At 52.3% G+C, this 25,780-nt stretch carries 38 protein-coding genes; 31 read left to right on the forward strand and 7 right to left on the reverse strand.

All coding sequences use genetic code 11. The annotated features are described in order from the left end of the window. The 31 genes from ACW8F6_RS07005 to ACW8F6_RS07155 form a co-directional block, all read left to right on the forward strand. On the forward strand, positions 1-199 hold a 199-nt coding region (locus ACW8F6_RS07005; protein ID WP_491575146.1), incomplete at its 5' end, for an EF-Tu C-terminal domain-related protein. A 224-nt stretch (positions 200-423) separates the two neighbouring features. Continuing rightward, complete coding sequence (gene rpsJ, locus ACW8F6_RS07010) at positions 424-735, forward strand: 30S ribosomal protein S10 (protein WP_183911528.1); 312 nt, start codon at positions 424-426, stop codon at positions 733-735. 103 nt (positions 736-838) lie between these two features. Further along, positions 839-1,483, forward strand: coding sequence for a 50S ribosomal protein L3 (rplC, locus tag ACW8F6_RS07015; protein ID WP_491575147.1), 645 nt, complete (start codon positions 839-841; stop codon positions 1,481-1,483). A gap of 20 nt (positions 1,484-1,503) precedes the next feature. Continuing rightward, on the forward strand, positions 1,504-2,118 hold the full coding sequence (gene rplD, locus ACW8F6_RS07020) for a 50S ribosomal protein L4 (protein WP_491575148.1): 615 nt from the start codon (positions 1,504-1,506) through the stop codon (positions 2,116-2,118). Further along, on the forward strand, positions 2,115-2,408 hold the full coding sequence (gene rplW, locus ACW8F6_RS07025; protein WP_183911531.1) for a 50S ribosomal protein L23: 294 nt from the start codon (positions 2,115-2,117) through the stop codon (positions 2,406-2,408). Before rplD ends, rplW begins: the two co-directional genes overlap by 4 nt. A 13-nt stretch (positions 2,409-2,421) precedes the next feature. Beyond that, entirely contained in the window at positions 2,422-3,249 is an 828-nt protein-coding gene (rplB, locus tag ACW8F6_RS07030; RefSeq protein ID WP_491575149.1) for a 50S ribosomal protein L2, read from the forward strand. Between the two features lie 30 nt (positions 3,250-3,279). Beyond that, positions 3,280-3,558 carry a 30S ribosomal protein S19 gene (gene rpsS, locus ACW8F6_RS07035; protein WP_183911533.1) on the forward strand — a complete coding sequence of 93 codons (279 nt, stop codon included), beginning with the start codon at positions 3,280-3,282 and terminating at the stop codon, positions 3,556-3,558. 15 nt (positions 3,559-3,573) lie between these two features. Beyond that, positions 3,574-3,906 carry a 50S ribosomal protein L22 gene (gene rplV / locus ACW8F6_RS07040; RefSeq protein WP_491575150.1) on the forward strand — a complete coding sequence of 111 codons (333 nt, stop codon included), beginning with the start codon at positions 3,574-3,576 and terminating at the stop codon, positions 3,904-3,906. Positions 3,907-3,919: 13 nt separating this feature from the next. Beyond that, positions 3,920-4,597, forward strand: coding sequence for a 30S ribosomal protein S3 (rpsC, locus tag ACW8F6_RS07045; protein WP_253357298.1), 678 nt, complete (start codon positions 3,920-3,922; stop codon positions 4,595-4,597). Positions 4,598-4,609: 12 nt separating this feature from the next. Further along, the gene (gene rplP, locus ACW8F6_RS07050; protein ID WP_491575151.1) at positions 4,610-5,023 is read left to right on the forward strand and encodes a 50S ribosomal protein L16; all 414 of its coding nucleotides are present in this window, start codon (positions 4,610-4,612) and stop codon (positions 5,021-5,023) included. Beyond that, complete coding sequence (gene rpmC, locus ACW8F6_RS07055; RefSeq protein WP_183911537.1) at positions 5,023-5,214, forward strand: 50S ribosomal protein L29; 192 nt, start codon at positions 5,023-5,025, stop codon at positions 5,212-5,214. The genes rplP and rpmC overlap by 1 nt, the downstream gene beginning before the upstream one ends. A gap of 2 nt (positions 5,215-5,216) precedes the next feature. Continuing rightward, positions 5,217-5,483, forward strand: coding sequence for a 30S ribosomal protein S17 (gene rpsQ / locus ACW8F6_RS07060; RefSeq protein WP_183911538.1), 267 nt, complete (start codon positions 5,217-5,219; stop codon positions 5,481-5,483). Positions 5,484-5,520: 37 nt separating this feature from the next. Then, the gene (gene rplN / locus ACW8F6_RS07065; RefSeq protein WP_290260741.1) at positions 5,521-5,889 is read left to right on the forward strand and encodes a 50S ribosomal protein L14; all 369 of its coding nucleotides are present in this window, start codon (positions 5,521-5,523) and stop codon (positions 5,887-5,889) included. 35 nt (positions 5,890-5,924) lie between these two features. After that, on the forward strand, positions 5,925-6,242 hold the full coding sequence (rplX, locus tag ACW8F6_RS07070) for a 50S ribosomal protein L24 (RefSeq protein ID WP_491575152.1): 318 nt from the start codon (positions 5,925-5,927) through the stop codon (positions 6,240-6,242). A gap of 18 nt (positions 6,243-6,260) precedes the next feature. Then, positions 6,261-6,800 carry a 50S ribosomal protein L5 gene (gene rplE / locus ACW8F6_RS07075; protein ID WP_491575153.1) on the forward strand — a complete coding sequence of 180 codons (540 nt, stop codon included), beginning with the start codon at positions 6,261-6,263 and terminating at the stop codon, positions 6,798-6,800. Between the two features lie 10 nt (positions 6,801-6,810). Continuing rightward, positions 6,811-7,116 (forward strand): 30S ribosomal protein S14, encoded by a 306-nt coding sequence (gene rpsN / locus ACW8F6_RS07080; RefSeq protein ID WP_491575154.1) that lies wholly within the window; start codon positions 6,811-6,813, stop codon positions 7,114-7,116. Positions 7,117-7,146: 30 nt separating this feature from the next. Continuing rightward, positions 7,147-7,539, forward strand: a complete 393-nt coding sequence (gene rpsH / locus ACW8F6_RS07085) for a 30S ribosomal protein S8 (RefSeq protein WP_491575155.1) — start codon at positions 7,147-7,149, stop codon at positions 7,537-7,539. Positions 7,540-7,551: 12 nt separating this feature from the next. After that, positions 7,552-8,085 carry a 50S ribosomal protein L6 gene (rplF, locus tag ACW8F6_RS07090; RefSeq protein ID WP_491575156.1) on the forward strand — a complete coding sequence of 178 codons (534 nt, stop codon included), beginning with the start codon at positions 7,552-7,554 and terminating at the stop codon, positions 8,083-8,085. Positions 8,086-8,094: 9 nt separating this feature from the next. Beyond that, positions 8,095-8,445, forward strand: coding sequence for a 50S ribosomal protein L18 (gene rplR, locus ACW8F6_RS07095; RefSeq protein WP_183911545.1), 351 nt, complete (start codon positions 8,095-8,097; stop codon positions 8,443-8,445). A 10-nt stretch (positions 8,446-8,455) separates the two neighbouring features. After that, positions 8,456-8,965, forward strand: a complete 510-nt coding sequence (gene rpsE / locus ACW8F6_RS07100; RefSeq protein ID WP_491575157.1) for a 30S ribosomal protein S5 — start codon at positions 8,456-8,458, stop codon at positions 8,963-8,965. Positions 8,966-8,999: 34 nt separating this feature from the next. Further along, positions 9,000-9,185 carry a 50S ribosomal protein L30 gene (gene rpmD, locus ACW8F6_RS07105; RefSeq protein ID WP_183911547.1) on the forward strand — a complete coding sequence of 62 codons (186 nt, stop codon included), beginning with the start codon at positions 9,000-9,002 and terminating at the stop codon, positions 9,183-9,185. Between the two features lie 2 nt (positions 9,186-9,187). Continuing rightward, positions 9,188-9,622, forward strand: a complete 435-nt coding sequence (gene rplO / locus ACW8F6_RS07110) for a 50S ribosomal protein L15 (RefSeq protein WP_491575158.1) — start codon at positions 9,188-9,190, stop codon at positions 9,620-9,622. A 12-nt stretch (positions 9,623-9,634) separates the two neighbouring features. Continuing rightward, the gene (secY, locus tag ACW8F6_RS07115) at positions 9,635-10,951 is read left to right on the forward strand and encodes a preprotein translocase subunit SecY (protein WP_491575159.1); all 1,317 of its coding nucleotides are present in this window, start codon (positions 9,635-9,637) and stop codon (positions 10,949-10,951) included. A gap of 29 nt (positions 10,952-10,980) precedes the next feature. Next, entirely contained in the window at positions 10,981-11,097 is a 117-nt protein-coding gene (gene rpmJ, locus ACW8F6_RS07120; RefSeq protein WP_015047163.1) for a 50S ribosomal protein L36, read from the forward strand. A gap of 212 nt (positions 11,098-11,309) precedes the next feature. Further along, positions 11,310-11,666, forward strand: a complete 357-nt coding sequence (gene rpsM / locus ACW8F6_RS07125) for a 30S ribosomal protein S13 (RefSeq protein ID WP_183911550.1) — start codon at positions 11,310-11,312, stop codon at positions 11,664-11,666. A gap of 39 nt (positions 11,667-11,705) precedes the next feature. Further along, positions 11,706-12,098, forward strand: coding sequence for a 30S ribosomal protein S11 (gene rpsK / locus ACW8F6_RS07130; protein ID WP_183911551.1), 393 nt, complete (start codon positions 11,706-11,708; stop codon positions 12,096-12,098). Positions 12,099-12,110: 12 nt separating this feature from the next. Then, a complete protein-coding gene (rpsD, locus tag ACW8F6_RS07135) occupies positions 12,111-12,731 on the forward strand; it encodes a 30S ribosomal protein S4 (protein WP_491575160.1) in 621 nt (206 codons plus the stop codon). Between the two features lie 22 nt (positions 12,732-12,753). After that, positions 12,754-13,746, forward strand: coding sequence for a DNA-directed RNA polymerase subunit alpha (locus ACW8F6_RS07140; RefSeq protein ID WP_491575161.1), 993 nt, complete (start codon positions 12,754-12,756; stop codon positions 13,744-13,746). A 78-nt stretch (positions 13,747-13,824) separates the two neighbouring features. Continuing rightward, positions 13,825-14,208 carry a 50S ribosomal protein L17 gene (rplQ, locus tag ACW8F6_RS07145; RefSeq protein WP_491575162.1) on the forward strand — a complete coding sequence of 128 codons (384 nt, stop codon included), beginning with the start codon at positions 13,825-13,827 and terminating at the stop codon, positions 14,206-14,208. Positions 14,209-14,461: 253 nt separating this feature from the next. Continuing rightward, positions 14,462-16,705 (forward strand): TonB-dependent receptor, encoded by a 2,244-nt coding sequence (locus ACW8F6_RS07150; RefSeq protein ID WP_491575163.1) that lies wholly within the window; start codon positions 14,462-14,464, stop codon positions 16,703-16,705. Between the two features lie 132 nt (positions 16,706-16,837). After that, entirely contained in the window at positions 16,838-18,448 is a 1,611-nt protein-coding gene (locus ACW8F6_RS07155; protein ID WP_491575164.1) for a tetratricopeptide repeat-containing sulfotransferase family protein, read from the forward strand. A gap of 16 nt (positions 18,449-18,464) precedes the next feature. On the opposite strand, the gene uvrA is transcribed toward ACW8F6_RS07155, so the two are convergent. From uvrA to ACW8F6_RS07190, 7 genes are all read right to left on the reverse strand, one after another. Then, positions 18,465-21,362, reverse strand: a complete 2,898-nt coding sequence (gene uvrA / locus ACW8F6_RS07160) for an excinuclease ABC subunit UvrA (RefSeq protein ID WP_491575165.1) — start codon at positions 21,360-21,362, stop codon at positions 18,465-18,467. A 112-nt stretch (positions 21,363-21,474) separates the two neighbouring features. After that, positions 21,475-22,560 carry a hypothetical protein gene (locus ACW8F6_RS07165; RefSeq protein WP_491575166.1) on the reverse strand — a complete coding sequence of 362 codons (1,086 nt, stop codon included), beginning with the start codon at positions 22,558-22,560 and terminating at the stop codon, positions 21,475-21,477. Between the two features lie 30 nt (positions 22,561-22,590). After that, on the reverse strand, positions 22,591-23,169 hold the full coding sequence (locus ACW8F6_RS07170; RefSeq protein WP_491575167.1) for a hypothetical protein: 579 nt from the start codon (positions 23,167-23,169) through the stop codon (positions 22,591-22,593). Between the two features lie 193 nt (positions 23,170-23,362). Beyond that, on the reverse strand, positions 23,363-24,229 hold the full coding sequence (locus tag ACW8F6_RS07175; RefSeq protein ID WP_491575168.1) for a CsgG/HfaB family protein: 867 nt from the start codon (positions 24,227-24,229) through the stop codon (positions 23,363-23,365). 14 nt (positions 24,230-24,243) lie between these two features. Then, complete coding sequence (locus tag ACW8F6_RS07180; protein ID WP_491575169.1) at positions 24,244-24,657, reverse strand: curli assembly protein CsgF; 414 nt, start codon at positions 24,655-24,657, stop codon at positions 24,244-24,246. A 9-nt stretch (positions 24,658-24,666) separates the two neighbouring features. Then, complete coding sequence (locus tag ACW8F6_RS07185) at positions 24,667-25,077, reverse strand: CsgE family curli-type amyloid fiber assembly protein (protein ID WP_491575170.1); 411 nt, start codon at positions 25,075-25,077, stop codon at positions 24,667-24,669. Positions 25,078-25,081: 4 nt separating this feature from the next. Then, positions 25,082-25,738, reverse strand: a complete 657-nt coding sequence (locus tag ACW8F6_RS07190; protein WP_491575171.1) for a LuxR C-terminal-related transcriptional regulator — start codon at positions 25,736-25,738, stop codon at positions 25,082-25,084. Positions 25,739-25,780: the final 42 nt, after the last annotated feature.

A 25,780-nucleotide genomic window follows, 5' to 3' on the forward strand; every position in this document is an offset into this window, starting at 1 on the left:
ACAGTTCTACTTCCGTACCACCGACGTAACTGGCGCCTGTGAGCTGCCAGAGGGTGTTGAGATGGTAATGCCAGGCGACAACGTGCAGATGGAAGTAACGCTGATTGCGCCTATCGCCATGGAAGACGGTCTGCGCTTCGCGATTCGCGAAGGCGGTCGTACCGTGGGTGCGGGTGTTGTAGCTAAAATCATCGAGTAATTGATGAATGCTTTCAGTGCGGTAAGGCTGAAAGCCGCATAGCCCCGCAATTGCGGGGCTATGTTGTTAGTTAAGTACTTGATTTTATTGGGAAAGTGGCTGAGTTGGCTATTTTTTCAACGAGTGCTTGACAGGGGGTCGGTCGGCCCTTAATATTGCGCCTCCGTTTTTCAGGGATTTCCCCTGGCGGATTGTTCTTTATAGTATTTTGGAGTTTGGTTCAGATGCAGAATCAGCGCATTCGCATTCGCCTGAAGGCTTTCGATCACAAGTTGATCGACGCGTCCACTCAGGAAATCGTCGAGACAGCAAAGCGTACAGGTGCACAAGTGCGTGGTCCGATTCCGCTGCCTACTCGTCGCGAGCGTTTCACCGTTCTGGTTTCCCCGCACGTCAACAAAGACGCGCGCGATCAGTACGAAATCCGCACACATAAGCGTTTGTTGGATATTGTTGAGCCTACAGAAAAGACTGTAGACGCCCTCATGAAGCTGGACCTAGCTGCTGGTGTCGAAGTTCAAATTAGTCTCGGATAATTAACATTGCTGCCTGCCCACTGGGGTGGTGCAGGTGTGTGTAACGCTCTGAAATGGGCGGCCATAGCGGGTAAAAGCCCCGTACACCATTGAGGTTATTAAAATGACAATAGGTATTGTCGGTCGCAAAAGCGGCATGACCCGTATCTTTACTGATGGCGGTGTTTCTATTCCTGTCACTGTGGTTGAGGTTGATCCCAACCGCGTCACGCAGGTGAAGAGCGTCGAAACTGATGGTTATTCTGCTGTGCAGGTGACCTTGGGTTCGCGTCGCGCCTCTCGTGTTGTTAAATCTGCTGCTGGTCATTTTGCCAAAGCAAATACTGAAGCCGGTCGTGCTTTGTATGAGCTGCGCAATGACGGTGGTGAAGCTTTTGAAGTGGGTGCAGAAATCACTGTAGCTGCCTTCGAAGCTGGTCAAATCGTTGATGTCACTGGTACCTCCAAGGGTAAAGGTTTTGCCGGCACGGTTAAGCGCTGGAATTTCCGCACTCAGGATGCCACCCACGGTAACTCCCTTTCTCATCGCGTTCCTGGCTCTATCGGCCAGTGCCAGACTCCTGGCCGCGTATTCAAAGGCAAAAAGATGACCGGCCATATGGGTGCTGAGCGTGTAACCGTTCAGAACCTGGAAGTGGTTAAGGTCGATGCAGAGCGTAATTTGCTGTTGATTAAAGGCGCTGTTCCCGGAGCTCCGGGTGGCGACGTTATCGTGCGTCCCGCTGTTAAAGCGCGCAGCAACGGCTAAGTTTCCGAGGGGGATCGACCATGGAATTGAATATCACTACTCCAGCAGGCGCCAAAGGTACGGTTAACGTATCTGATGTAGCGTTTGCTCGCGAGTTTAATCAAGACTTGGTGCACCAGGCGGTTGTTGCTTATATGGCAGCGGCGCGTCAGGGAACCAAGGCCCAGAAAACTCGTTCAGAGGTTTCTGGTGGTGGCGCCAAGCCTTGGCGTCAGAAAGGCACTGGTCGTGCGCGTGCGGGTACCACTCGTGGTCCGCTATGGCGTACCGGTGGCGTAACATTTGCTGCCAAGCCACGCAGTTTTGATCAGAAGCTGAACAAGAAAATGTACCGTGCTGCCATGCAGTGCATCATGTCTGAGCTCGCCCGTCAGGAGCGCTTGGTTGTGGTAGATAGCTTTGAGCTGGAAGCCCCTAAGACCAAAGCTTTGGTAGGTCAGTTGGCGCAATACAATCTTTCAGATGTATTGATTGTCACTGAAGAGCTGAACATGAACCTATATCTTGCAGCGCGTAACCTGCACAAAGTTGATGTGCGTGATGCCGAGGGTGTAGACCCTGTGAGCCTGATCCGTTTCGACAAGGTTGTAGTGACTGTGCCCGCGCTGAAGAAGCTTGAGGAGATGCTGGGATGAACCAAGAACGCATGTATAAAGTGTTGCTCGGTCCGGTGATTTCTGAAAAAGCTGCCGGTGCTGGTGAACAAGATCAGGTGGTTTTCAAAGTGCTGCCAAGCGCTGAGAAAGCTGAGATTAAAGCCGCTGTCGAAAAGCTCTTCAACGTTAAAGTTGAAGGTGTTCGTACCATTAATGTGAAGGGTAAAACCAAGCGCACTAAGCACGGTATGGGCCAAAAGAGCGATTGGAAAAAGGCTTACGTACGTCTCGAGCAGGGTCAAGACATTGACTTTGCAGTAGCAGAGTAAGGGGATTGTTGAGATGGCAATTGTAAAACGTAAACCAACGTCTCCCGGTCGTCGCTTCGTAGAGAGCGTTGTAAATCCTGATCTACACAAGGGTGCACCGTATGCGCCTCTGTTGGAAAAGAAATCCAAGACCGGCGGTCGTAACAACAACGGTCGTATCACTACCCGTCATATCGGTGGTGGTCACAAGCAGCATTACCGTGTAATCGATTTTAAGCGCACCAAAGACGGCATTCCTGCCAAGGTTGAGCGCTTGGAATACGATCCAAACCGCAGCGCGAATATCGCTCTGGTTTGTTATGCCGACGGTGAGCGTCGTTACATCATTGCGCCTAAGGGTATCAGTGCTGGCGATCAGATCATCAGTGGCGATGCGGCTCCTATTAAGCCCGGTAACACGCTGCCTTTGCGCAACATCCCAGTCGGTTCAGTGATTCACTGCATCGAGCTGAAGCCAGGTAAGGGTGCACAAATGGTGCGCTCAGCTGGCACTTCTGCTCAGCTGGTTGCTCGCGACGGTTCTTACGCAACCCTGCGTCTGCGCAGTGGCGAAATGCGTAAAGTGTTGAGCGAGTGTCGCGCGACCTTGGGCGAAGTGTCCAACAGTGAACACAGCTTGCGTTCGCTGGGTAAAGCGGGTGCTAAGCGCTGGCGTGGTGTGCGTCCTACCGTTCGCGGTGTGGCGATGAACCCGGTAGATCACCCACACGGTGGTGGTGAAGGTCGCACCTCTGGTGGTCGTCATCCGGTTACTCCATGGGGTGTGCCAACTAAGGGTTATAAGACCCGTAGTAACAAGCGCACAGATAACATGATTGTTCGTCGTCGCGGCAAGAAGTAATCGCGCGACTTAGCTGATAGGGGAATTGCAGTGCCACGTTCACTGAAGAAAGGTCCTTTCATCGATCTTCACCTGTTGAAGAAGGTCGAAGCAGCGATCGAAAAGAATGATCGTCGCCCGGTTAAAACCTGGTCGCGTCGCTCTATGATCATGCCAGATATGGTTGGTCTGACGATTGCTGTGCACAACGGGCGTCAACACGTTCCGGTTCTGGTCAACGAAGAAATGGTTGGTCATAAGCTGGGCGAATTCGCCGCAACTCGCACTTACCGCGGTCATATCGCGGATAAGAAAGCGAAGAAGCGCTAATTTGAGGTTATGACGATGGAAGTAGCAGCAAAATTACGCGGTGCTCGCTTATCGGCGCAGAAAGCCAGACTGGTTGCTGACCAGATTCGTGGTAAGGCCGTAGATGAAGCTCTCGACATTCTGGCGTTTAGCCCCAAAAAGGGCGCCGCCTTAATTAAGAAAGTTTTGGAATCTGCGATTGCTAACGCAGAGCACAACGATGGTGCTGATGTGGATGAGCTGAAGGTTTCTACGATCTTTGTTGACGAAGGTTTAACAATGAAGCGTATTCAGCCTCGTGCTAAAGGTCGCGCAGACCGAATCTGTAAGCGCACCTGCCACATTACCGTTAAAGTAGCAGACAAGTAAGAGAGCAGGCGTTATGGGTCAGAAAGTACATCCGACAGGTATTCGTCTGGGTATCGTTAAGAAGCATACTTCTGTTTGGTATGCCGGTAGTGATGAATACGCAGATAAGCTTTACACCGATTTGAAAGTGCGTGAGTACATTCAAAAGGAGCTTGCACATGCGTCTGTTAGTCGCATTGATATTGAGCGTCCTGCGAATACCGCTCGCGTTACCATCCACACTGCCCGTCCAGGCATTGTGATCGGTAAAAAAGGCGAAGACGTTGAAAAGCTGCGCAGTGCAATCACCGCCAAAATGGGCGTGCCTGTGCACATCAACATCGAAGAAATCCGCAAGCCTGATCTGGATGCGGCTCTGGTAGCACAAAGTGTTGCACAACAGTTGGAGCGTCGTGTGATGTTCCGCCGCGCGATGAAGCGCGTTGTGCAAAACGCCATGCGCCAGGGTGCAGAAGGTATCAAGGTTCAGGTTGGCGGTCGTTTGGGCGGTGCAGAAATTGCTCGTTCCGAGTGGTATCGCGAAGGTCGTGTGCCGTTGCACACCCTGCGTGCTGACATTGACTACGCCACTGCCGAGGCTTCAACCACTTACGGCATCATTGGCGTGAAAGTATGGATCTTCAAGGGCGAAGTTCTGGGTGGTGAAGCACCTGTAGAAACTCCAGCGCCTAAGAAGAAGTCTTCTAAGTAAGGGGTACGCAAGATGCTGCAACCGAAGCGTACAAAGTTTCGTAAGCAAATGAAAGGCCGCAACCGCGGCTTGGCCCAGCGTGGCTCCAAAGTTAGCTTTGGCGAATTTGGTTTGAAAGCCATCGGCCGTGGTCGCATCACTGCTCGTCAGATTGAAGCGGCTCGTCGTGCGATGACTCGTCACATTAAGCGTGGCGGTAAAATCTGGATCCGTGTTTTTCCAGACAAGCCAATTACCGAAAAGCCTTTGGAAGTGCGTCAGGGTAAAGGTAAGGGTAACGTTGAGTACTGGGTAGCCCAGATTCAACCTGGCAAGGTGTTGTATGAGATGGAAGGTGTGACCGAGCAGTTGGCTCGCGAAGCTTTCGCTCTGGCTGCAGCAAAACTGCCGCTGACTACAACTTTCGTTAAGCGTACGGTGATGTAATGAAAACTTCAGAACTCCGCGAAAAATCAGTTCAAGAGCTGAATGCGGCGCTGTTGGATGAGCTTCAGGCTCAGTTCAAGCTCCGTATGCAAGCGGCCACTGGCCAGCTGAGTCAGACTCATCTGTTGAAGAAAGCTCGTCGCGACATCGCACGTATCAAGACAGTGCTGACCGAAAAGGCAGGTAATTAACAATGGATCAGGCAAATAAAACTGCGCGTACGCTGACTGGTAAAGTTGTTAGCGACAAGATGGACAAGTCCATTGTTGTGCTGATTGAGCGTCGCGAAAAGCACCCGATTTACGGCAAGTATGTAAGTAAGTCGTCTAAGTTGAAGGCTCATGATGAGAAAAACGAGTGCAAGATTGGTGACCTGGTTACCATCGCTGAATCTCGTCCTCTCTCTAAAACTAAGTCTTGGGCTTTAGTTAAAATTGAAGAGCGCGCTGCTGAAATTTAATTCAGTAACGCTCGATTAAGAGTTTCGGAGACGGACCATGATTCAAACTGAATCCTACTTAGAAGTGGCTGACAACAGTGGTGCTCGCCGCGTTATGTGTATCAAGGTGCTGGGCGGTTCACATCGTCGTTATGCATCTGTTGGTGACATCATCAAGGTGACTGTGAAGGAAGCTATTCCTCGCGGTAAGGTCAAAAAGGGTCAAGTGATGAAGGCTGTCGTAGTGCGCACTCGCAAAGGTGTTCGCCGCCCAGACGGTTCACTGATCAAATTTGATGACAACGCAGCTGTACTGCTCAACAACCAAGACGCTCCTATTGGCACTCGTATTTTTGGGCCAGTAACACGTGAGCTTCGCGGTGATAAGTTTATGAAAATCATTTCTCTGGCACCTGAAGTACTGTAAGTACAGGCCAGAGTCAGAGAATCGAGGACAGGCAAATGCGTAAGATCAAACGTGATGACGAAGTAGTTGTTATCGCTGGACGCGATAAGGGCAAGCGCGGCAAAGTTGTGCGCGTGCTAGCCGACAATCGCTTGGTTGTTTCAGGCATTAACATGATCAAAAAGCACCAGAAACCTAACCCGCAAGCGCAGGTTCCTGGTGGGATCATTGAAAAAGAAGCACCGATTCAAGTTTCTAATGTTGCAATCTTCAATGCTGCAACTCAGAAAGCTGATCGTGTTGGCTTCAAAATTCTCGAAGACGGGAAGAAGATTCGCGTCTTTAAATCCAGCGGCGAAGCCGTAGACGCATAAGCAGACCAGGTAGCAGAAATGGCTAGGCTGAAAGATCTTTACAAAAAAGAAATCGCGCCCAAGCTCAAGCAAGAGCTGGGACTGGCGAATGTGATGGAAATTCCACGCATCACCAAAATCACTCTTAACATGGGTGTGGGTGAAGCTGTTGGCGACAAAAAAGTGCTTGAGCACGCTGTTGCCAACCTGGAACAGATCGCGGGTCAGAAGGTAGTAATTACCAAGAGCCGTAAATCCATTGCAGGTTTTAAAATTCGTGATGGTTGGCCCATCGGCTGTAAGGTAACTTTGCGTCAGGATCGTATGTACGAATTCCTCGACCGCTTGGTTTCCATCGCGATTCCACGTATCCGTGACTTCCGCGGCATTAGCCCTAAGCAGTTCGACGGTCGTGGTAACTTTTCTATGGGCGTTACCGAGCAGATCATCTTCCCGGAGATCGATTACGATAAAATCGATAAAATCCGTGGTCTTGATATCTGTATCACGACTACCGCTCGTACTGATGAGGAAGGTCGCGCGCTGTTAAAAGCGTTCAACTTCCCGTTCAAAGGATAAGGGTAGGACTATGGCCAAGAAATCTATGATTGCGCGTGAAGTTAAGCGTGCAAAAGCAGTAGCCAAATTCGCTGCCAAGCGTGCCGAGTTGAAAGCTATTATCGGTAGCGCAGCTTCCTCTGACGAGGAAATCTGGGCAGCGCAGCAGAAATTGCAGGCTATGCCACGTGATGCCAGCCCCAGCCGTCAGCAGCGTCGCTGTCGTCTGACCGGTCGTCCGCACGCTGTATACCGCAAGTTCGGTTTGTGCCGGAACAAATTGCGTGAAGCAGCCATGCGCGGTGACGTGCCTGGTCTGGTTAAATCTAGCTGGTAATTAGACGGCTGTTTTCAGGAGCAGAATCCAATGAGTATGCAAGATCCTTTGGCAGATATGCTGACCCGCGTACGTAACGCGCAAATGGTTGGCAAGCCAAGTGTAACCATGCCGTCTTCCAACTTGAAGGCGAGCGTTGCGCGCGTGCTGCAAGAAGAAGGCTATATTACAGGTTTCTCAGTAAGTGAAGGCGCAAAGCCAGAGCTGACTGTTGATCTGAAATATTACGAGGGCAAGCCAGTTATCGCTGAGCTTGACCGTGTAAGCCGTCCAGGCTTACGTAATTATGCTGGTAAAGATGAACTGCCCTCAGTCCGTGGTGGCTTGGGTGTAGCGATTGTATCTACCAGTAAAGGTGTTATGACCGACCGCGCGGCACGTGCTGCTGGCGTAGGCGGTGAAGTGCTCTGCACTGTATTCTAACGGGAAGTCGTCATGTCACGAGTTGCAAAAAGTCCGGTTGAAATACCTGCTGGCGTTGATGTTAGCCTGAAAGGCCAAGACATCACTGTAAAAGGCAAGCAAGGTACATTGGCACTCGCGGTCCACAAAGATGTGGAAGTAAAGCAGGACGGTAACGTTCTGACTTTTGCACCGCGCGATAGCGCCAAGCAGTCCAATGCGCAAGCGGGTACTACCCGTGCATTGGTAAACAACATGGTTAAGGGTGTTTCTGAAGGTTTCGAGAAGAAGCTGACCTTGATCGGTGTTGGTTACCGTGCGAAAGCATCTGGAAACACTGTAAACCTGACGTTGGGCTTTTCTCACCCTATTGATTACACCTTACCGGAAGGTGTAAAGGCTGAGACCCCTAGTCAGACCGAAGTAGTACTGAAGAGCGCCGACAAGCAATTGCTTGGTCAGGTTGCCTCTGAGATTCGCGCTTTCCGTCCACCAGAGCCTTACAAGGGCAAGGGTGTTCGCTACAGCGACGAAAACGTACTGCGTAAAGAAGCTAAGAAGAAGTAGGGCTAGGTTATGAGCGACAAGAAAATTGCTCGTCAGCGTCGTGCACGCCGCGCTCGTGCGAAAATCGCCGAGCTGAAGGTGACTCGCTTGACGATTCATCGCACTCCCCGCCACATCTACGCCCAGATTATTTCTGGCGAAGGCGCCAAAGTGCTGGCTTGCGCATCAACTCTGGATAAGAGCTTGCGTGAAGGTAAGACAGGCAACGTAGAAGCCGCCAAGGCTGTTGGCAGTCTGATCGCTGAGCGTGCGAAAGCCGCTGGCGTGACCCAAGTAGCGTTCGATCGCAGTGGTTTCAAATACCACGGTCGAATTAAAGCATTGGCCGACGCCGCGCGTGAAGCCGGCCTGGAATTCTAAAGGTTGAATCATGGCTTACGATCAGAAAGACAAAGGTAACTCTGAAGGCTTGCAAGAAAAGCTGGTTCAGGTTAACCGTGTAGCTAAGACCGTTAAAGGTGGCCGCATTTTTGCGTTCACAGCATTGACCGTAGTGGGCGATGGTAACGGCAAAGTGGGCTTCGGCCGTGGTAAAGCTCGCGAAGTGCCAATCGCTATTCAAAAGGCGATGGAAGCAGCGCGTAGAAATATGATCCAGGTTGAGCTGAATGGTGATACTATCCAGTACCCAACCAAAGGTCGTCACGGTGGCTCTAAGGTTTACATGCAGCCCGCCTCACAAGGTACCGGTGTGATTGCCGGTGGTGCAATGCGCGCCGTGTTGGAAATTGCTGGCGTCCAAAACATTCTGTCTAAGTGCTACGGCTCTACCAACCCGGTAAACGTAGTGCGCGCGACGTTTGACGCGCTGAAGGCCATGGTTTCTCCGGAATCCGTTGCTGCCAAGCGTGGCAAAAGTGTTGAAGACATTTTGGGCTAAGGCCTGGGACTAGAACTGAGAATTCGGAACGACCATGGCTAAGAAAACTGTCAAAGTGACTCAGGTTAAGAGCTCAATCGGCCGCCTGAAGAACCACCAGGCCTGTTTGAAAGGCTTGGGGCTGCGTCGCATCGGTCACACCGTCGAGGTGGAAGACACGCCTGCGGTACGTGGAATGATTAACAAAGTGACCTATATGGTCCAGGTAGAGGGAGAGTAAGCATGCGTTTGAATACTCTAAGCCCCAATCCCGGTCGCGTTCACTCCAAGAAGCGCGTAGGTCGCGGTATTGGTAGCGGATTAGGCAAGACTGCAGGTCGCGGTCACAAGGGTTTGAAATCCCGTTCAGGCGGTAGTGTTCGTCCAGGCTTCGAAGGCGGTCAGATGCCTTTGCAGAAGCGTCTGCCAAAGTTTGGTTTTACCTCACGCATCGGTCGCGTTACCGCGGAAGTACGTTTGGCTGAGCTAAACAAGGTAGAGGGCGAGCTGGTAGATTTGGAAGCGCTGAAGCGTGCTGATATCATCGGCACCAACATCAAGCGTGCCAAGATCATGCTGTCTGGCGAGCTGACTAAGGCTGTAACCGTTAAAGGTTTGGCTGTTACCAAGGGTGCCAAGGCTGCAATTGAAGCCGCTGGCGGTAAAGTAGAAGAATAAAACGAGGTCCCAATGGCGAGTAATCTGCCATTAGGAAATCAGAAAGGATTAGGCGAGCTCTGGGCTCGCCTTCGTTTTCTGTTTCTGGCTATTGTGGTTTACCGGATAGGGACGCACATCCCTGTACCGGGCTTGGATCCAGACCGTCTGGCGAGTCTGTTTAATCAAAACCAGGGCACTATCCTGGGATTGTTTAACATGTTCTCCGGTGGTGCGCTAGAGCGCATGAGTATCCTGGCACTGGGCATCATGCCGTACATTTCTGCATCGATTATTATGCAGTTAATGACGGCCGTTACGCCTTCTTTGGAACAGTTAAAGAAGGAGGGAGACGCAGGTCGCCGCAAGATTAGCCAGTACACTCGTTACTTTACGGTAATGTTGGCCACCTTCCAGGGCATCGCCATGGCAGTGGGCTTCTCTGGTCAAGCGTACGGCGGTGAGCCTGGCTTCAGCTTCTACTTTATTGCGGTAGTTTCGCTGGTGACCGGTGCTGTCTTTATGATGTGGCTGGGTGAGCAGGTAACTGAGCGCGGTATTGGCAACGGCATCTCCATGCTGATTTTTGCCGGTATTGTCGCGGGTTTGCCTAGCGCCATTGGTCAGGCTTTTGAAAGCTCCCGCCAGGGTGATCTTCATATCCTGATGCTGTTGGCAATCACCTTCCTGGCTGTGTTGATTGTGTGGTTTGTGGTTCGGGTTGAGCGCGGTCAGCGTCGCATCACCGTCAACTACGCCAAGCGTCAACAGGGGCGGCAGGCATTTGCAGCGCAAACGAGCCATCTGCCTTTGAAGGTTAACATGGCGGGTGTGATCCCCCCCATTTTTGCCAGTAGTTTATTGCTGTTCCCCGCGTCTATTTCCAGCTGGTTTGGGCAGGGCGAAGGCGCAGGTGCCGAGTTCCTACAAGAGCTTGCGTTGGCGATTGGCCCAGGCCAGCCACTGAACTTTGTACTGTTCGCGGCGATGATTATCTTTTTCTGCTTCTTCTATACGGCGTTGATGTTTAACCCGAAAGAGGTTGCCGATAACCTGAAAAAGTCCGGTGCCTATATCCCCGGAATTCGACCCGGTGAGCAGTCAGCCAAGTATATCGATACCGTTCTGACGCGTTTGACCGTGGTAGGTGCTTTATATATGGCGGCTGTGTGCTTATTGCCCCAGTTCCTGATCGTAGCGACCAATGTACCATTTTACTTGGGCGGAACGTCGTTGCTGATCGTGGTTGTGGTGGTCATGGACTTTATGTCTCAGGTGCAGGCCCATTTAATGTCTCATCAGTACGATTCACTGATGAAGAAATCCAACTTGAAGAGTGTTGGTCGCTAGGGCCAGCACTGATTTAAGCGAGGTAGAAAATGAAAGTTCGTGCTTCAGTTAAGAAAGTTTGCCGTAACTGTAAAATGGTTAAGCGCAACGGTGTTCTGCGGGTAATCTGCAGCGTTGAGCCACGCCACAAGCAGCGTCAAGGCTAATTATTCGTCGGGGCTCTACATGAGCCCTGACAACCCAGAACATATAGCTTTCGGGCTGTTTTGGGACAGGGGGCGTTGACTGTCGCCCGGGGAGCAATCCCCGGGCTATTGCATTTCGCTGGTATATTCGCTATCCTGCCGCGCCTTTTCGTGTGGTGGGTGGCGCGTATTGCCGTCAACGCTACAATTTTGTGCTTTATGGAGTAAATTGAATGGCCCGTATTGCTGGTGTCAATATACCAGATAACAAACATGCGGTTATCTCCTTGACCTACGTGTTCGGCATTGGTCGTACCACCGCTCAGCAGATTTTGGCTGAAACTGGTATTGCTGAAACGACCAAGGTTGGCGAGTTGTCCGAAGAACAATTGGATGTGCTGCGTGGTGAAGTCACCAAGCGTACTGTAGAAGGCGATCTGCGTCGTGAAATCAACATGAACATCAAGCGATTGATGGATCTGGGTTGTTTCCGCGGTCTACGTCACCGTCGCAACCTGCCCGTACATGGTCAGCGCACCAAGACTAACGCCCGTACCCGTAAGGGTCCGCGCAAGCCAATCAAGAAGTAATTGGCTTTTCGGTAACCAAAGGTTTAGGAAGAGATTGCTATGGCCAAGCCAAGTAATAAGACTGTTCGCAAGAAAGTCAAAAAGACCGTGGTTGATGGTGTTGCCCACATCCATGCTTCTTTTAACAACACGATTGTGACCATTACTGACCGTCAGGGTAACACCCTTTCATGGGCAACTGCCGGTGGTTCAGGTTTCCGTGGTTCACGTAAAAGTACGCCTTTTGCTGCACAGGTTGCTGCAGAGCGTGCTGGTCAGGCTGCGCAAGAATATGGCTTGAAGAACCTTGACGTGGAAGTAAAGGGCCCAGGCCCAGGCCGCGAATCTGCTGTTCGCGCGCTGAATAATGTTGGCTACAAGATCACCAACATCGTAGACGTCACGCCGATTCCACACAACGGCTGCCGTCCTTCCAAGAAGCGTCGCGTTTAAGGGGACTGAACAATGGCACGTTATATCGGACCAAAGTGTAAGCTGGCGCGTCGCGAGGGAACAGATCTGTTCCTCAAGAGTGGTGCACGCCCGCTAGATTCAAAATGTAAAGCAGAAACTGCACCTGGCATGCATGGCCAGCGTCGTGGCCGTTTGTCGGACTACGGTGTGCAGCTGCGTGAAAAGCAAAAAGTTCGTCGTATTTACGGCATTCTGGAAAAGCAATTCCGCGGTTACTACAAAGAAGCTGCCCGCCGTAAGGGCGCAACCGGTGAAAACCTGTTGAAGCTGCTGGAAACGCGTTTAGATAACGTTGTTTACCGTATGGGCTTCGGTTCTACCCGTTCCGAAAGCCGCCAGCTGGTTTCTCATAAGGCGATTTTGGTTAACGGCAAAACCGTTAATATCCCGTCTTACCAGGTAGCTGAAGGCGATGTGGTATCTGTTCGCGAGAAAGCCAAAGCACAACTGCGTATTCAGCAGGCTTTGACCTTGGCAGCTCAGCGTGCAGACGTTGAATGGGTTGATGTAAGCAGCGATAAGAAGGAAGGCACGTTTAAGCGTGTTCCCGATCGCGCTGATTTGCCAGCCGATATCAACGAAAACCTGATCGTTGAACTTTACTCCAAGTAATTAACCGCTAACAGGAACGGCTATGCAGAGTGCAGTAAACGAGTTTTATACACCGCGTCATATCGACGTTACCGAATTGAGCTCAACCCGCTCAAAGGTGGTTCTAGAGCCTCTGGAGCGTGGCTTCGGTCATACATTGGGCAATGCGTTGCGTCGCATCTTGCTGTCTTCCATGCCCGGCTGTGCGATCACCGAAGTAAAAATCGACGGTGTACAACACGAGTACAGCGCTATTGAAGGCGTGCAGGAAGACGTTATCGAAATCCTGCTGAACCTGAAGGGTGTAGCAGTCGTCATGCACGGTAAGGATCAGGTAGAGCTGACCTTGTCGAAGAAAGGTGCGGGCGTTGTCACCGCCGCGGATATCCAGGTTGATCACGAAGTTGAGATTAAGAATCCCGACCATGTGATAGCCAATATCACCGGTGATAAAGCGCTTAACATGAAGTTGACCGTATCGCGCGGTCGCGGCTACGAGCCAGCTGATCAACGCCATAGCGACGAGGAAGAAACTCGCGCGATTGGCCGTCTACAGCTGGATGCGTCTTTCAGCCCAGTGAAGCGTTTAGCTTACTCAGTTGAAAGTGCCCGTGTTGAGCAGCGCACTGATTTGGATAAGTTGGTACTCGATCTGGAAACTAATGGCACTATTGAGCCAGAGGAAGCCATTCGTCGTGCAGCCACTATCCTGCAGCAGCAGTTGGCAGTATTTGTTGATCTGGAAGGCGAAAAAGAAGCTGAGCCAGTACGTAAGGAAGAGGAAATCGATCCGGTGCTGTTGCGCCCAGTTGACGACCTCGAGCTGACCGTACGCTCCGCCAACTGCCTGAAAGCAGAAAACATTTACTACATCGGCGATTTGATTCAGCGCACTGAAGTAGAGCTGTTGAAGACTCCGAACCTGGGTAAAAAATCACTCACCGAAATCAAAGACATCCTGGCATCACGCGGCTTGTCTTTGGGTATGCGTCTGGAAAACTGGCCCCCGGCTAGCTTGCGTACAGACGACAAGTAGGTAGATTCTGTGCGCGGTTCGCCGCGCGCTTAACACGATTTGCTGAGATAGCAATCAGAACGTATAGGATTTAGCGTCATGCGTCATCGTAAAAGTGGCCGTCAACTGAATCGTAACAGCTCACACCGCAAGGCTATGTTTAAGAACATGGCTATCTCTTTGGTTGAGCATGAACTGATCAAAACCACCTTGCCAAAGGCAAAGGAACTGCGTCGCGTCGTAGAGCCTTTGATCACACTGGCAAAAACAGACAGCGTAGCTAATCGTCGTCTCGCGTTCAGCCGTCTGAACAACGACAAAGCGGTAGGCAAGCTGTTTAATGAGTTAGGTCCACGCTTCGAAGCCCGCCCCGGCGGTTACATTCGTATTTTGAAGTGCGGCCTGCGTACCGGTGACAAGGCTCCTATGGCTTATGTTGAACTGGTAGACCGCAATGCAAAGGTTGAAGAAGCCGCTGAGTAATTAGCAACTTCGCCTTTATAAAAACCGGGCTTGTCCCGGTTTTTTTATATCTAAACACTTCGCTTTTAATTCTGTCTTTGAATTTTCCCGGTCTGGGCGGCTGCTAGGCTGTAATGAGGCGGTGCTCGCACAGTGGCGCCAGTTACTTTTGCCTTTGGCCACATTGGCGTGCTACAGCCTATCTGCCCCTAAAGCCGCTGCGCAAGCTTGGCGGCATTGGGTAGGCGTATGCCCAAATTTGCGGGAGAAAGCCATGAGACCAAAGCACTGCCTTTCCCAGGCAATTGCCTGTAGCACACTGTGTTTCCCATATAGCGCACTTGCGCAGGATAACGTAGCCACGTTTGATATCGAGGAGGTGGTCGTTACCGCTACTCGGCGCGCGGCCGGTGTGCAGGATATTCCCTACAACATTACCGCCGTCAGTGGCGCTGCCATGCGCGATATGGGCGCAACCAGTCTCAGCAAAATGGCGCAGTTTGTACCCGGTATGCAAATGGTGGACGCGGGGGCGCGAGGCAGCAGTCTGGTTACCTTGCGAGGTATGAACATCGGTGGTCTGCAGGCCGCCGAAAACCAGGGTGGCAAGGATGTAATCTCGCGCTATGTGAACGACACGCCCTTGCTCATTGATTTCAAGCTCATCGACATCGAACGTGTGGAAGTCCTGCGTGGCCCTCAAGGCACACTCTACGGACGCGGTGCTATGGGCGGCACTGTGCGCTATATCCTGAACAAGCCGAATACCGATGCGGTCTCCGGTGAGGTATACGGCAAGCTGTCCCAGTCGGCGGAAAGTGGTGGCCTGAGCTATGAAACCAATGCGATATTAAACTTGCCACTGTCCGATACACTGGCGGCGCGCTTTGCGCTTGGCTACTTGGATGACGCGGGTTTTATCGACTACACAGAGGTGCTTTCTGAACCCGGTCAGAGCAATACTAGCCACTCGGTGAAGGATGCCAACGATGAGCAGACCATCAGTGCGCGAGCGTCCCTGCGCTGGGAGCCGTCGGACGAGTTTTACCTGCAGGCCAATTACTACCTTCAGGACCAACAGGCCGGTGGTCGCCAGGCGGCCAATGAACTCTACACCGGCAACAAGTACGCGTCTGCCATGCGCTACGTAGAACCCTACGATGCCCAGGACCAGCTCACCAATGTGGAGTTTGGTTGGCAAACGGACTACGTAGAAATTTTCTCCACCACATCACTGGCTAATTTCGAGGGGCGGGGACAGCGAGACCAGACGGACTTGCTGATTGTCGATATCTATCCTGGCTACGCCAATTTTCCCGAGTTCTCTTCATTTACCGAAGAGATCGATGAGGTAGATACAATGGTTCATGAAACGCGCTTTCTCTCTACCGGTGAGGGCGTGATCGATTGGATTGCAGGTTTCTATTACGAGAATGAAGATTCAACAGGCGCCTCAACTGAGTACACGCCTGGCTATCAGGATTGGGCTGGAATTGATACGGGCTGGGGCGAGATTGAGTATCAAGCGCTCAATGACGACACCTTCACTGAGAAGGCGATTTTCGGCGAATTGACCTGGCACATTACCGATGAGTTCCAGGCCACCGTCGGCGCTCGCCGCTTTGAGCAGACGCTGGATATTAAACAAGACTGTACCTTGATACCGATCTATTGGTTTTATACCGGAGGTTTGCCGGTAGAGCCGGAATGTGATGCCGGCAAAGGCACAGTGAAAGATACCGTGGGCAAACTGAATGTTTCCTACGAGCTCAGCAACGATGTAATGGTGTATGGCACTTGGGCTGAGGGCTTCCGCCGGGGCGGTGTGAATATCGGCCCGGGGCTGTTGCCCAGCGAGAAAACCTACACCCCCGATAAGGCCACTAACTGGGAGTTAGGGCTGCGCTCCACCTGGGTTGACGATCGTGTGACCTTCAATGGTGCGCTATTTCGCATCGACTGGGACGACCTCCAGGTTCCCACCAAATCCCAGGTAAACGCGTTGAACATTACTAAAAATGGTAATCAAGGGCAGATCAATGGCTTGGAGTTGACGGTACAGGCCTATGCATCTGAGCGGCTAAAGTTTGATGGCTGGGTAACCTATTACGATACCCAGTTGACGGAAGATGCTCCGGAGATTGATGGCCAAAAAGGTGACTCCTTCCCAGGTGTGCCTAAATTGCAATTCAATCTTGCGGCTGATTACACCATCCCTATGGCGTCTGCCGAACTGATTTTACGTGGCAATTACTACTGGAAAGATGAGGTTAAAACCCAGCTCAACGCTACCATCGCCAATAACGGTGACTATGTTGAATTGGACAGCTATGGCTTGTTGAACGTAAGCGCGGATTACGTGCGCGACCAATGGCATGTAAAGTTGTTCGTGGATAACGTGACCAATGAATACTACGAAAATGGCGCGCGCGGTGAAGCGCGCTACGGTGTGCGAGGCGCTTTCCGCTATGTGGGTAAACCGCGTATTTTCGGTTTAGAAGCGGGCTATACCTTCTAGGTGCTCACGCAATAAGACAGTGGCGGCCCGGTGCCGCCATTTTTTTTGACGTGAACGCATTGCTCGCTTAGGGTTGATTTCAGAAGTGCCAGTCATTCCGTCCAATCAATGCATAAGAGGTTGAGAGCCTGTGTGAACAACAGTCATGCACCGGAGACACCTAACAATCAAGATAATGAACAACGGCTGCTTATCGCCGCTGCTCGCGACGCTTTGCGTGCGAAACATTGGCCGGAGCTCAATCGGCTGACACAAGGTTTATTGCAGCGCTGGCCCCGGCACTCCGAGGGGCACTTCCTTGCCGGTGTGTTGGCCGGTAACGCCGAGCGCTATTCTCTGGCAGCCAAGGCCTTTGAGCGAGTTTTGCAGTTGGATGACAGCCGTTGCGACGCAGCCATACATTTGGCGCGCTGTTTGGTGCGCACCGGCGAGCACCGGCGTGCGGCGCAGTTAGTTCGCATCGCTACATCGGATTTACAGGGCAACGCCTTTTTGTTGGATTTGGCGGGCTCGGTGCTGACCCACGTGGGTTGCCACAGAGAGGCTTTGCCATTTTTTCAGCAGGCGGTCGCCCTCGAGGGCAATAGGGTGGAATATCTCAACAACCTATCTTCCTGCGCGCTGTTTAATGGCGATATGGAGGAGGCGCGCACTTGCCTGGAGGCGGCCTTGGCTATCGCTCCCGATGATGCGCGAGCCTGGTGGCAACTGGCGCGCCTCAAGCATGCCGATCCACGCGATATTGCCCGACAAATAGATGCAAAACTTGATACATGGCGGACGCCCGCGGCGCTTGCCTATGCCCATTATGGGTTGGGTAAGTTGTGGGAGGATGCATGTGAGTGGGGCAAAGCCGGTGATCACTATCAGTGGGCTGCACGAGAGGCTCGCAAGGTGGTCCCGCGTTACCAACCGTCCGCTGAAGCGGCACTGATCGAGGCGGTGATCGAGCACTATGATAAGCAATGGCTGGCCGCAGATTACGGCGCAGGTGTTGTACCCAGGGCGTGCGAGCCGTTGTTTATCGTTGGCCTACCGCGCACTGGAACCACACTGTGTGACACCATTCTGACTTCCCACCCTGAAGTATCGGGCGCCGGTGAGCTGCCCTTTTTGGGCTTGGGTGTGAAAAACCTCTCGGGTGTCACAGGGCCGGAGATGGTGAGCGCAGCGGTTATGTCGCGTGCTGCGGCACTCGCACCGGAGGCATTGTCGGCATTTTACTGGCGGGAGTCGGCATACCTAGGCCAGACTGGACGTTATCGCACAGACAAGTTGCCGCTGAATATGTATTACCTTGGGCACATCGCCAAGGCGTTTCCGAACGCAAAAATTGTGCATATGAAGCGCGACCCTATGGACGCGTGCTTTGCGATTTACAAGCAACTGTTTGCCGGTGCCTACCCATTTTCCTATGACGTTCAAGACCTGGTACATTTTTATCTGGGTTATCACCGCCTGATGGCGCATTGGCGTGACGTATTGGGAGAGCGCTTGGTGGAGGTGACCTATGAGGCGTTGGTGTCGCAACCGGCTCAGGAAATTCCAGCCTTGTTGCAACGTCTTGGGTTGCCGGAGGCCGAGGCCTGCCTGCACTTTTACCGCCAGAAGCACACGGTGGCCACAGCCAGCGCAGCACAGGTACGAGAAAAGCCCCACGCGCGCTCCGTGGGCCGTTGGCGCCACTTTGAGCAACTGATGGCCCCAGTGCGCCAGGCACTTTTGAACGCCGGTATAGTCTAAGCTCGTTGCGCGCGTGCTAGGCTTTTTGAGCGACGCGGCTTTTTTTCGCCGCGCCGGCCTTGGGTGTGCTAGCCCGGGCGTTTTTCTTTGCCGCTGCAAGCATCGGCTTCAGGAAGCGGCCGGTGTGAGAGTGCTTTATGTTTGCCACGTCTTCCGGCGTGCCTTCTGCGATAATTTGTCCTCCGCCACTGCCGCCCTCCGGCCCCAAATCCACCAGCCAGTCGGCGGTTTTAATCACATCCAGGTTGTGCTCAATGACCACCACTGTATTGCCGTGATCGCGCAGGCGATGCAGTACGTTAAGTAATTGTTGAATATCGTAAAAATGTAGGCCGGTAGTGGGTTCGTCCAATATGTAAAGCGTTTTGCCAGTATCGCGCTTAGACAGCTCCCGCGATAACTTAACCCGCTGGGCTTCCCCGCCCGAGAGCGTAGTGGCGGCCTGGCCCAATCGAATATAAGACAGGCCAACATCCATTAACGTTTGCAACTTCTTGGCAATGGCTGGCACAGCATCAAAGAACTCGCGTGCATCCTCTACGGTGAGATCCAGCACTTCGTGAATATTTTTTCCCTTGAATTTGATCTCCAGGGTTTCGCGATTGTAGCGCTTGCCTTTGCAGACATCGCAGGGCACAAAAACATCGGGCAGAAAGTGCATTTCCACCTTGGTGACGCCATCGCCCTGGCAGGCTTCGCAGCGCCCACCTTTGACATTAAAGCTAAAACGCCCAGGTTTATAGCCGCGCGACCGCGCCTCCTGCGTGCCAGCAAAAATATCGCGAATGGGTGTAAAGATACCCGTGTAAGTGGCGGGGTTAGAGCGCGGTGTTCGGCCGATGGGGCTTTGGTCAATATCCACGCATTTGTCGAAGTGTTCTAAGCCTTTGACTTCTTTGTAAGGCGCGGCTTTCAGTGTTGTGGCTTTGTTCAGTGCGGTCGCCGCCAGTGGATAGAGCGTGGCATTGATGAGCGTAGATTTGCCAGAGCCAGAAACGCCGGTGACACAAGTCATTAGGCCCACGGGCAGCGTTAGCGTCACATCTTGTAAATTGTTACCTGTGGCGCCGCTTAATACCAGTTGTGTTTTTTTATCGATGGGCGTGCGTTTCTCAGGCACAGCGATACATTTGCGGCCCGACAGATAGTCGGCGGTCAGTGAGTTTTTGGCCTTTAGCACCTGTTTGTAGGTGCCGGCGGCAACCACCTCGCCGCCGTGCACACCGGCGCCGGGACCGATATCTATCAGGTAATCGGCGCTGCGAATTGCATCCTCATCGTGCTCCACCACAATGACGGTATTGCCCAAGTCGCGTAGATGGGTGAGCGTGCGTAGCAGGCGTTCATTGTCGCGCTGGTGCAGGCCGATGGAGGGCTCGTCAAGTATATACATTACGCCAACTAGGCCCGCGCCAATTTGGCTGGCCAGGCGAATGCGCTGCGCTTCACCGCCAGAAAGGGTATCGGCGCTGCGGTTCAGCGTTAAATAATTCAACCCCACATCGACTAGAAAGCGAAATCTATCGCGTAATTCTTTGAGGATCTTGCTTGCAATTTCCTGTTTGCGGCCCTTAAAGGAGAGCTGTTCGAAATAGTTGAATGCATCGCCAACCGGTAGTGTAGTAATTTCAGGCAGGGTTTTGTTGTCCACAAATACATTGCGTGCATCGCGACGTAGACGCGTGCCGTCGCACTCAGGGCAGTGTTGGTGCGATAAAAATTTCGCAAGATCTTCGCGCACCATTTGAGAGTCAGTATCGCGATAGCGACGCTCCATGTTGGGCAATACCCCTTCGAAGCGATGGGTGCGTTGGTAAATGTCGCCGCGGTCATTCACGTAACGGAAGGCAATTTCTGTATCACCCGAGCCCTGTAGCACCACCTCCCTGTCTTTTTTGCGCAGCTTTTTCCAGGGCGTGTCGATAGAGAAGCCATAGTGATCGGCGATGGAGTTTAGCATGTGGAAGTAATACACATTGCGTCTGTCCCAACCGCGAATAGCGCCTTCAGCCAGCGTAAGCTCGTGGTCGTGCACCACTTTCTCTTCGTCGAAATACTGACGCACGCCCAGTCCATCACAGCTGGGGCAAGCGCCGGCGGGATTGTTAAACGAAAACAACCGCGGCTCCAGCTCTGCCAGACTGTAGTCGCAAATGGGGCAGGCGTGCTTGGCGCTGAAAATGCGGTCGTCACCGTCGCCGTCCATGTAGCTGATGACGGCTTGGCCATCGGCTAAATTCAAGGCGGTTTCAAAGGATTCAGCCAAGCGCAATTGCAAGTCGCTTTTTACTTTAAAGCGATCGACCACCACATCGATACTGTGTTTTTTCTTCTTGTCGAGCTTTGGGCTATCGTCTAAATCCACCACCAAACCGTCAATTCTGGCTCGGATAAAACCATCGCGTTTGAGTTGCTCAATAATGTGTAAGTGCTCACCCTTGCGGTCGCGCACCAAGGGCGCCAGCAGCATGATTTTACTGCCCTCAGGTAGCGCCAGTACCTGATCCACCATTTCGCTCACGGTTTGCGCCGCCAGCGGCTCGCCGTGAATAGGGCAGCGCGGTTCACCCACGCGCGCGTACAGCAGGCGCAAGTAGTCGTAAATTTCGGTGATAGTGCCCACGGTCGAACGCGGATTGTGCGAGGTGGACTTTTGCTCGATGGAGATAGCTGGGCTCAGGCCCTCTACGTGGTCCACGTCGGGCTTTTCCATCATGGACAGAAATTGCCTAGCGTAGGTCGAGAGCGATTCGACATAGCGCCGCTGGCCTTCTGCGTAGAGCGTATCGAAGGCTAAGGATGACTTGCCGGAGCCCGATAGCCCCGTGACCACCACCAATTTATCGCGGGGAATGTCCAGATCGATGTTTTTAAGGTTGTGGGTGCGGGCGCCACGGACTTGAATGCTATCCACTAAACGGCTCTCTAGAGGGTGAAAACCGACCATTATAGAGATTCGCTCCAGGGCTGTCAGGGATAAAAAAAAGGGGCCCTAAGGCCCCTTCCTGCGCTAAACGAACCGCAACTTAGTTTTGTACGATGGCAGAATAGTTACCCGCGCCGCCAGACTGGCTGATGATTGCCATGTCGTTGGCGCCAGACTGGTGGATAGTCGCCATGTTGACGTTGTCCACCTGGCCGTAGCCGGTTTGCAGGATGCTGGCGCTTGACAGGCTTCCCATTTGTTCGATGGTAGCCAGGTTGTGCTCGCCAGACTGATCCACGTCCGCCATGTTTTCAGCACCTGGCTGGTCGATAGTGGCAACGTTAGACAGGCCTGTTTGTGCAATCAGCGCCATGTTTAAGTCGCCTGAGCCTTGCATGATGGTGGCTTCGAGCATCTCGCCGTCCTGAGCAACGATGGCTTCGCTGGACACAGACTGGTCTTGGCTGATAGTGGCGGTGTTGCTAAAGCCTACCTGGCTGATGTCGGCCAGGGCGCCGTCAGAAATCGCAGTCTGACTAATGCTGGCGGTGTGCATACCACCTTCTTGGCTGATATTTGCTTCGGCGACCCAGGAGTCGTCCTGCACAATGTCTGCCTGGTGGAAGTCACCGGTTTGGAAGATGTATGCCTGATCCAGCAAGGTGTTGGTCTGGGTGATAGACGCGTTGCTGGCAAAGGTAGATTGTTGCTGAATTTCAGCGGTGTTAGACAGCACATTGAACTGATCAATGGTCGCAGTGCTCAGGGCTGCGCTTTCTTGGTCGATGTAGGCCATGTTGTCAGAGGCTAGCTGCTGAGAAATCGAGGCGGATGAACCGTCGGAGACCTGCACCTGAGAGATTTGGCCTTGGTTGCCGTCGCCATCTTGTACGATTGACGCATCGGCAAACCAGCTATCGTTCTGGGTGATGGCACCGCGATTGCCGTTACCAAAAGTTTCCACTGTGGCAGTCATAGAGGCCAAGCTGTCGCCTTGAATAATGGCGGCGCCATTGTCATTGCCGTCTTGCAAAACGGTGGCTGTGCTGTCGAATACGGCCATTTGATCGATAGTGGCAGTATTGTTGTCACCCATCTGATCGGCGGTTGCAATGTTGCCGTCAGCCAGGGCGCCGGCGCTGGTCAGCGCGATTGCAAGTGCGAGCGGTGTTATATGTTTTTTCATAGCATCTTCCTTATTGATTGAGTGCGGGTGTTACTGAAGCTGTCGAATTGACGTGGATTGATGATTGCCGTACTGCACAACCATGCTGGTTAATTGCGAACCTTGTTGATAAACGGTGGCGGAGTTTTGATGGCCCACTTGCTTTACCAAGCTGCGATTTTCGTTACCGTGCTGGGCCACGTCGGCGTGATTGCCTGCGCCCATTTGAATAACCACGCTGTGATTACCGGAGCCCGATTGGACAATGCTGGCGGCCTGCTGGTCCCCCGCCTGGTGTGTCCAACTCACATGCTGGTCGCCCAGTTGCTCTAGGGTAAGCGAATGGTCATTGCCAATTTGCACATTGATGGCGCTGTTGCCGAAGCCTGTTTGGAAGCTACTGGCCTGATTTCCGCTGCCCTGTTGAACGTGCAGCGCCGCATTGTTGGCACCGTAAAATCCAATGGTGGCCAGTTCGTCGCCAAATAGGTCAGCGTTACCTGCGTCTATATCTTGGTAGTGCGCAGGCAGCGGCGAGTCGGCGATAGCGGTGGTGAAAAGCGGTAGGCTTGCACACAAAAGCAGTGCGCTGGCGACGTTTTTCCATCGTCTTTTTTGTAAGTCGTCCATGTAAACTGGCAACCACGTGTATGAATGTCGAACTCATTCTGTGGCTTGTTTCACATTGTCTCTATCGCGCTTAAGTGTGAATTTATTTGGTGTAGACACATTGAAAATTAGTTAATGACTTAAGATTCACTTGTGCTATCTAATAAATTAGTACTAATGAGGCGCACTAGGCGATTTTTGTGTGCAAGGGTTGTTATTGTATTTCCGGTTTTTGCGCTAAATATTGCTGAAGCGTCGCGTTATTTATTTCCTGGGGGTTGGCCAAAGACCAGCTGTTTTTGGCGATGCCGTCGGCAATCAAATGAATCAGTGCAGATTCAAGTGCAGATAAAACGCACATTTGTGCCGGTTCGTTGGTGGTCATGCCCGCTTCCACCTCCAATAATCGTTTGTATTCCACAAAACGAAAAACGCCGCCGGTGATTTCCTGTGAAAGAATTGACTTGCTGGTCATTACGCTGTGTAAGATCCGGCCAGACCGGATGTCGATGGCGCGTAAATTTACTGTAACCTGGTCTGAGCGGTATTGTTCTGATGCCCCGATGCCAAAATAGCGCGCTCCGGCACCGCCAGTTTTGATATTGGATTCGTAGGCGACAATGCTGCCTTCAATCAGCACATTGGCTGCTAGCAGAGAGGGTAACTCTTCGTCGTTGTTTTGCGGCGCATTGGGTTTTTTTAACGCGGCGCGAATAATTTTCCGCTCGGTTAATAAATTCTGCAGGCCTTCCCGCTCCAGCGGAATAAACCAACCCGAATCGTTCATGGCGCTGACCAGCATGGCGGTGGCACCCTGGGTGACGGCAGTGGAAAAGGAGCTGGCAGGGATGGGCTTGTATTGACCAGTCTGGTCGCGAATATTGTAAACCGTCGCCACAATCTTACCTCTGGGTTGCGGCAGGCTGATTAAGTCTTGGTAGGTGCTGGCTCTGGGGGTCAGTGTGGACTTGTTAATGCCTGGGCCAAATAAATTGTCGCCGGTATCTTTCACGGTCTGGCAGCCGGCAAGCAGCAATACCACGCAAGGCAGCATCAGCTGCTTGAAGTTAAACGCGCGCATAGTTCTTCCTGAATTTAGTTCTGAGGATTCAATCCGGAAACCACAATTTCCGTCACTTCGTTGGTGTTTTTGTCGGTGATTACCACGGTGAGTACACCGCTATCATCTACTAAATCCACGATAAACGCGTCGGTCTGCAAGCTGCCGCTATTGCCATTGCCCACATCGGTGAGTAACTGGTTAAGCAAGCGCGATTGCAGCGAATTGGTGAAGCGCTCAATGTCGCTGGGCGCCTGGTAGCCCTCGCCAAGGTCAGGGTTTTTATAAGTGTCCTGGGCGCCGGCATTGCCAAGCAGGTAGCTTCCGTTTAACGCATTGCCGCCAAAGTTGGGGTTGATGGGGGTGTAGATCAGTTCAGAGGCCTGTGAAGCTGTGCTAAGTGCGCAGCAAAACAGAAGTGGGGCCAATAGCGGCATGTTTTTTATCATTGTCGTGTCTCAATATTCGTCCTGAGCGAGATCAAATGTGTCCATAAACAGCATTTGTAATTTGTGTTGTTGGGCTTGGGTGTGAATATATTGCGCAGCGCTAATAGCTTCGTCACTAACATCTACTTTGCCGGGGGGAAGAAATCGGCGGTACACCTCGCGATTATCCAGCGTTACCCAGATTAAACTGCCCCAGCGCGCCGACGGGCGCTCGTAAACCGTGAGGTTATAGTCGTTATTGTCCGTAAAGGTGGCGTTGCGATAATCGCCAAGGTGGCGCACAAAATCGTGGCCCACACGGGTTATCGTGCTGTCGTGCGTAAAGCCCGTGATTTCATCTTCGATTTCCTGTCCCCAGCTGTGCGTGGCAAACAGTAAAGCTACGCACACTGGGGCGGTAAATAGCAGGGGCTTTAGCATGGCGCTATATATTGTTTCTGGCCCAATTGCAGGCTTGTAGGCGATTTTTAACGTCAATTTTTTTAAAGACGTTGTACAGATGACTCTTGATCGTGTGCTCGCTGACAAATAGCGCCTCGGCAATTTGCAAATTGGTAGCACCACCGGCGAGCAGTTCCATTATTTGTAATTCGCGGCGGGTCAGCATTTGGCGCGAGCCGGCGTCCATTGGGGGGCGGCGGTTTTGCTCAATGAGCTGGTGGGTGACCTCGCGCGGTAGCCATAAATGACCGGATATCAGAGCGCCTAGCCCTTTAAGCAGCTGATTGTGGTCGGCGTTAATGTAAAACAGGCCTTTTACCTGTGGCCATTCAGCCAGCAACTCCTGCTCTGAGCGCTGGATAACATTAAACAGGGCGATTACCAGACGGTTGTGTTTGCCCTGTAAATTTTGCATGAGGCTCCGCAAGGTGCTCATATCAAAGTGTTGGGCGTCGATCAGCAACAGCGATTGCTCGCTGTTGAGCATAGGGCTGATTTGCTGTGGCTGGTCGGCCAGCTTACATTCCAGGCCTAATTTATCAGCCATTAAGTTGGCCAGCATCTTGGACTGCATGCTGGATTCGCTCAGCAGCACCATGGTTTCGGCGCTGGATTTGGGGGATACACTGTGCGCGTTCATAGTTCTTGAGTCCGTATTATTGATTATTGCTTCCATGGCGTC

The organism is Simiduia sp. (genome assembly GCF_058345725.1).

Excerpts from the sequence above, each read along its gene's own strand:
- rpsJ (WP_183911528.1), top strand. The coding sequence starts at position 424 with ATGCAGAATCAGCGCATTCGCATTCGCCTGAAGGCTTTCGATCACAAG.
- rplC (WP_491575147.1), top strand. The coding sequence starts at position 839 with ATGACAATAGGTATTGTCGGTCGCAAAAGCGGCATGACCCGTATCTTT.
- rplD (WP_491575148.1), top strand. The coding sequence starts at position 1,504 with ATGGAATTGAATATCACTACTCCAGCAGGCGCCAAAGGTACGGTTAAC.
- rplW (WP_183911531.1), top strand. The coding sequence starts at position 2,115 with ATGAACCAAGAACGCATGTATAAAGTGTTGCTCGGTCCGGTGATTTCT.
- rplB (WP_491575149.1), top strand. The coding sequence starts at position 2,422 with ATGGCAATTGTAAAACGTAAACCAACGTCTCCCGGTCGTCGCTTCGTA.
- rplV (WP_491575150.1), top strand. The coding sequence starts at position 3,574 with ATGGAAGTAGCAGCAAAATTACGCGGTGCTCGCTTATCGGCGCAGAAA.
- rpsC (WP_253357298.1), top strand. The coding sequence starts at position 3,920 with ATGGGTCAGAAAGTACATCCGACAGGTATTCGTCTGGGTATCGTTAAG.
- rplP (WP_491575151.1), top strand. The coding sequence starts at position 4,610 with ATGCTGCAACCGAAGCGTACAAAGTTTCGTAAGCAAATGAAAGGCCGC.
- rpmC (WP_183911537.1), top strand. The coding sequence starts at position 5,023 with ATGAAAACTTCAGAACTCCGCGAAAAATCAGTTCAAGAGCTGAATGCG.
- rpsQ (WP_183911538.1), top strand. The coding sequence starts at position 5,217 with ATGGATCAGGCAAATAAAACTGCGCGTACGCTGACTGGTAAAGTTGTT.
- rplN (WP_290260741.1), top strand. The coding sequence starts at position 5,521 with ATGATTCAAACTGAATCCTACTTAGAAGTGGCTGACAACAGTGGTGCT.
- rplX (WP_491575152.1), top strand. The coding sequence starts at position 5,925 with ATGCGTAAGATCAAACGTGATGACGAAGTAGTTGTTATCGCTGGACGC.
- rplE (WP_491575153.1), top strand. The coding sequence starts at position 6,261 with ATGGCTAGGCTGAAAGATCTTTACAAAAAAGAAATCGCGCCCAAGCTC.
- rpsN (WP_491575154.1), top strand. The coding sequence starts at position 6,811 with ATGGCCAAGAAATCTATGATTGCGCGTGAAGTTAAGCGTGCAAAAGCA.
- rpsH (WP_491575155.1), top strand. The coding sequence starts at position 7,147 with ATGAGTATGCAAGATCCTTTGGCAGATATGCTGACCCGCGTACGTAAC.
- rplF (WP_491575156.1), top strand. The coding sequence starts at position 7,552 with ATGTCACGAGTTGCAAAAAGTCCGGTTGAAATACCTGCTGGCGTTGAT.
- rplR (WP_183911545.1), top strand. The coding sequence starts at position 8,095 with ATGAGCGACAAGAAAATTGCTCGTCAGCGTCGTGCACGCCGCGCTCGT.
- rpsE (WP_491575157.1), top strand. The coding sequence starts at position 8,456 with ATGGCTTACGATCAGAAAGACAAAGGTAACTCTGAAGGCTTGCAAGAA.
- rpmD (WP_183911547.1), top strand. The coding sequence starts at position 9,000 with ATGGCTAAGAAAACTGTCAAAGTGACTCAGGTTAAGAGCTCAATCGGC.
- rplO (WP_491575158.1), top strand. The coding sequence starts at position 9,188 with ATGCGTTTGAATACTCTAAGCCCCAATCCCGGTCGCGTTCACTCCAAG.
- secY (WP_491575159.1), top strand. The coding sequence starts at position 9,635 with ATGGCGAGTAATCTGCCATTAGGAAATCAGAAAGGATTAGGCGAGCTC.
- rpmJ (WP_015047163.1), top strand. The coding sequence starts at position 10,981 with ATGAAAGTTCGTGCTTCAGTTAAGAAAGTTTGCCGTAACTGTAAAATG.
- rpsM (WP_183911550.1), top strand. The coding sequence starts at position 11,310 with ATGGCCCGTATTGCTGGTGTCAATATACCAGATAACAAACATGCGGTT.
- rpsK (WP_183911551.1), top strand. The coding sequence starts at position 11,706 with ATGGCCAAGCCAAGTAATAAGACTGTTCGCAAGAAAGTCAAAAAGACC.
- rpsD (WP_491575160.1), top strand. The coding sequence starts at position 12,111 with ATGGCACGTTATATCGGACCAAAGTGTAAGCTGGCGCGTCGCGAGGGA.
- ACW8F6_RS07140 (WP_491575161.1), top strand. The coding sequence starts at position 12,754 with ATGCAGAGTGCAGTAAACGAGTTTTATACACCGCGTCATATCGACGTT.
- rplQ (WP_491575162.1), top strand. The coding sequence starts at position 13,825 with ATGCGTCATCGTAAAAGTGGCCGTCAACTGAATCGTAACAGCTCACAC.
- ACW8F6_RS07150 (WP_491575163.1), top strand. The coding sequence starts at position 14,462 with ATGAGACCAAAGCACTGCCTTTCCCAGGCAATTGCCTGTAGCACACTG.
- ACW8F6_RS07165 (WP_491575166.1), bottom strand. The coding sequence starts at position 22,560 with ATGAAAAAACATATAACACCGCTCGCACTTGCAATCGCGCTGACCAGC.
- ACW8F6_RS07170 (WP_491575167.1), bottom strand. The coding sequence starts at position 23,169 with ATGGACGACTTACAAAAAAGACGATGGAAAAACGTCGCCAGCGCACTG.
- ACW8F6_RS07175 (WP_491575168.1), bottom strand. The coding sequence starts at position 24,229 with ATGCGCGCGTTTAACTTCAAGCAGCTGATGCTGCCTTGCGTGGTATTG.
- ACW8F6_RS07180 (WP_491575169.1), bottom strand. The coding sequence starts at position 24,657 with ATGATAAAAAACATGCCGCTATTGGCCCCACTTCTGTTTTGCTGCGCA.
- ACW8F6_RS07185 (WP_491575170.1), bottom strand. The coding sequence starts at position 25,077 with ATGCTAAAGCCCCTGCTATTTACCGCCCCAGTGTGCGTAGCTTTACTG.
- ACW8F6_RS07190 (WP_491575171.1), bottom strand. The coding sequence starts at position 25,738 with ATGAACGCGCACAGTGTATCCCCCAAATCCAGCGCCGAAACCATGGTG.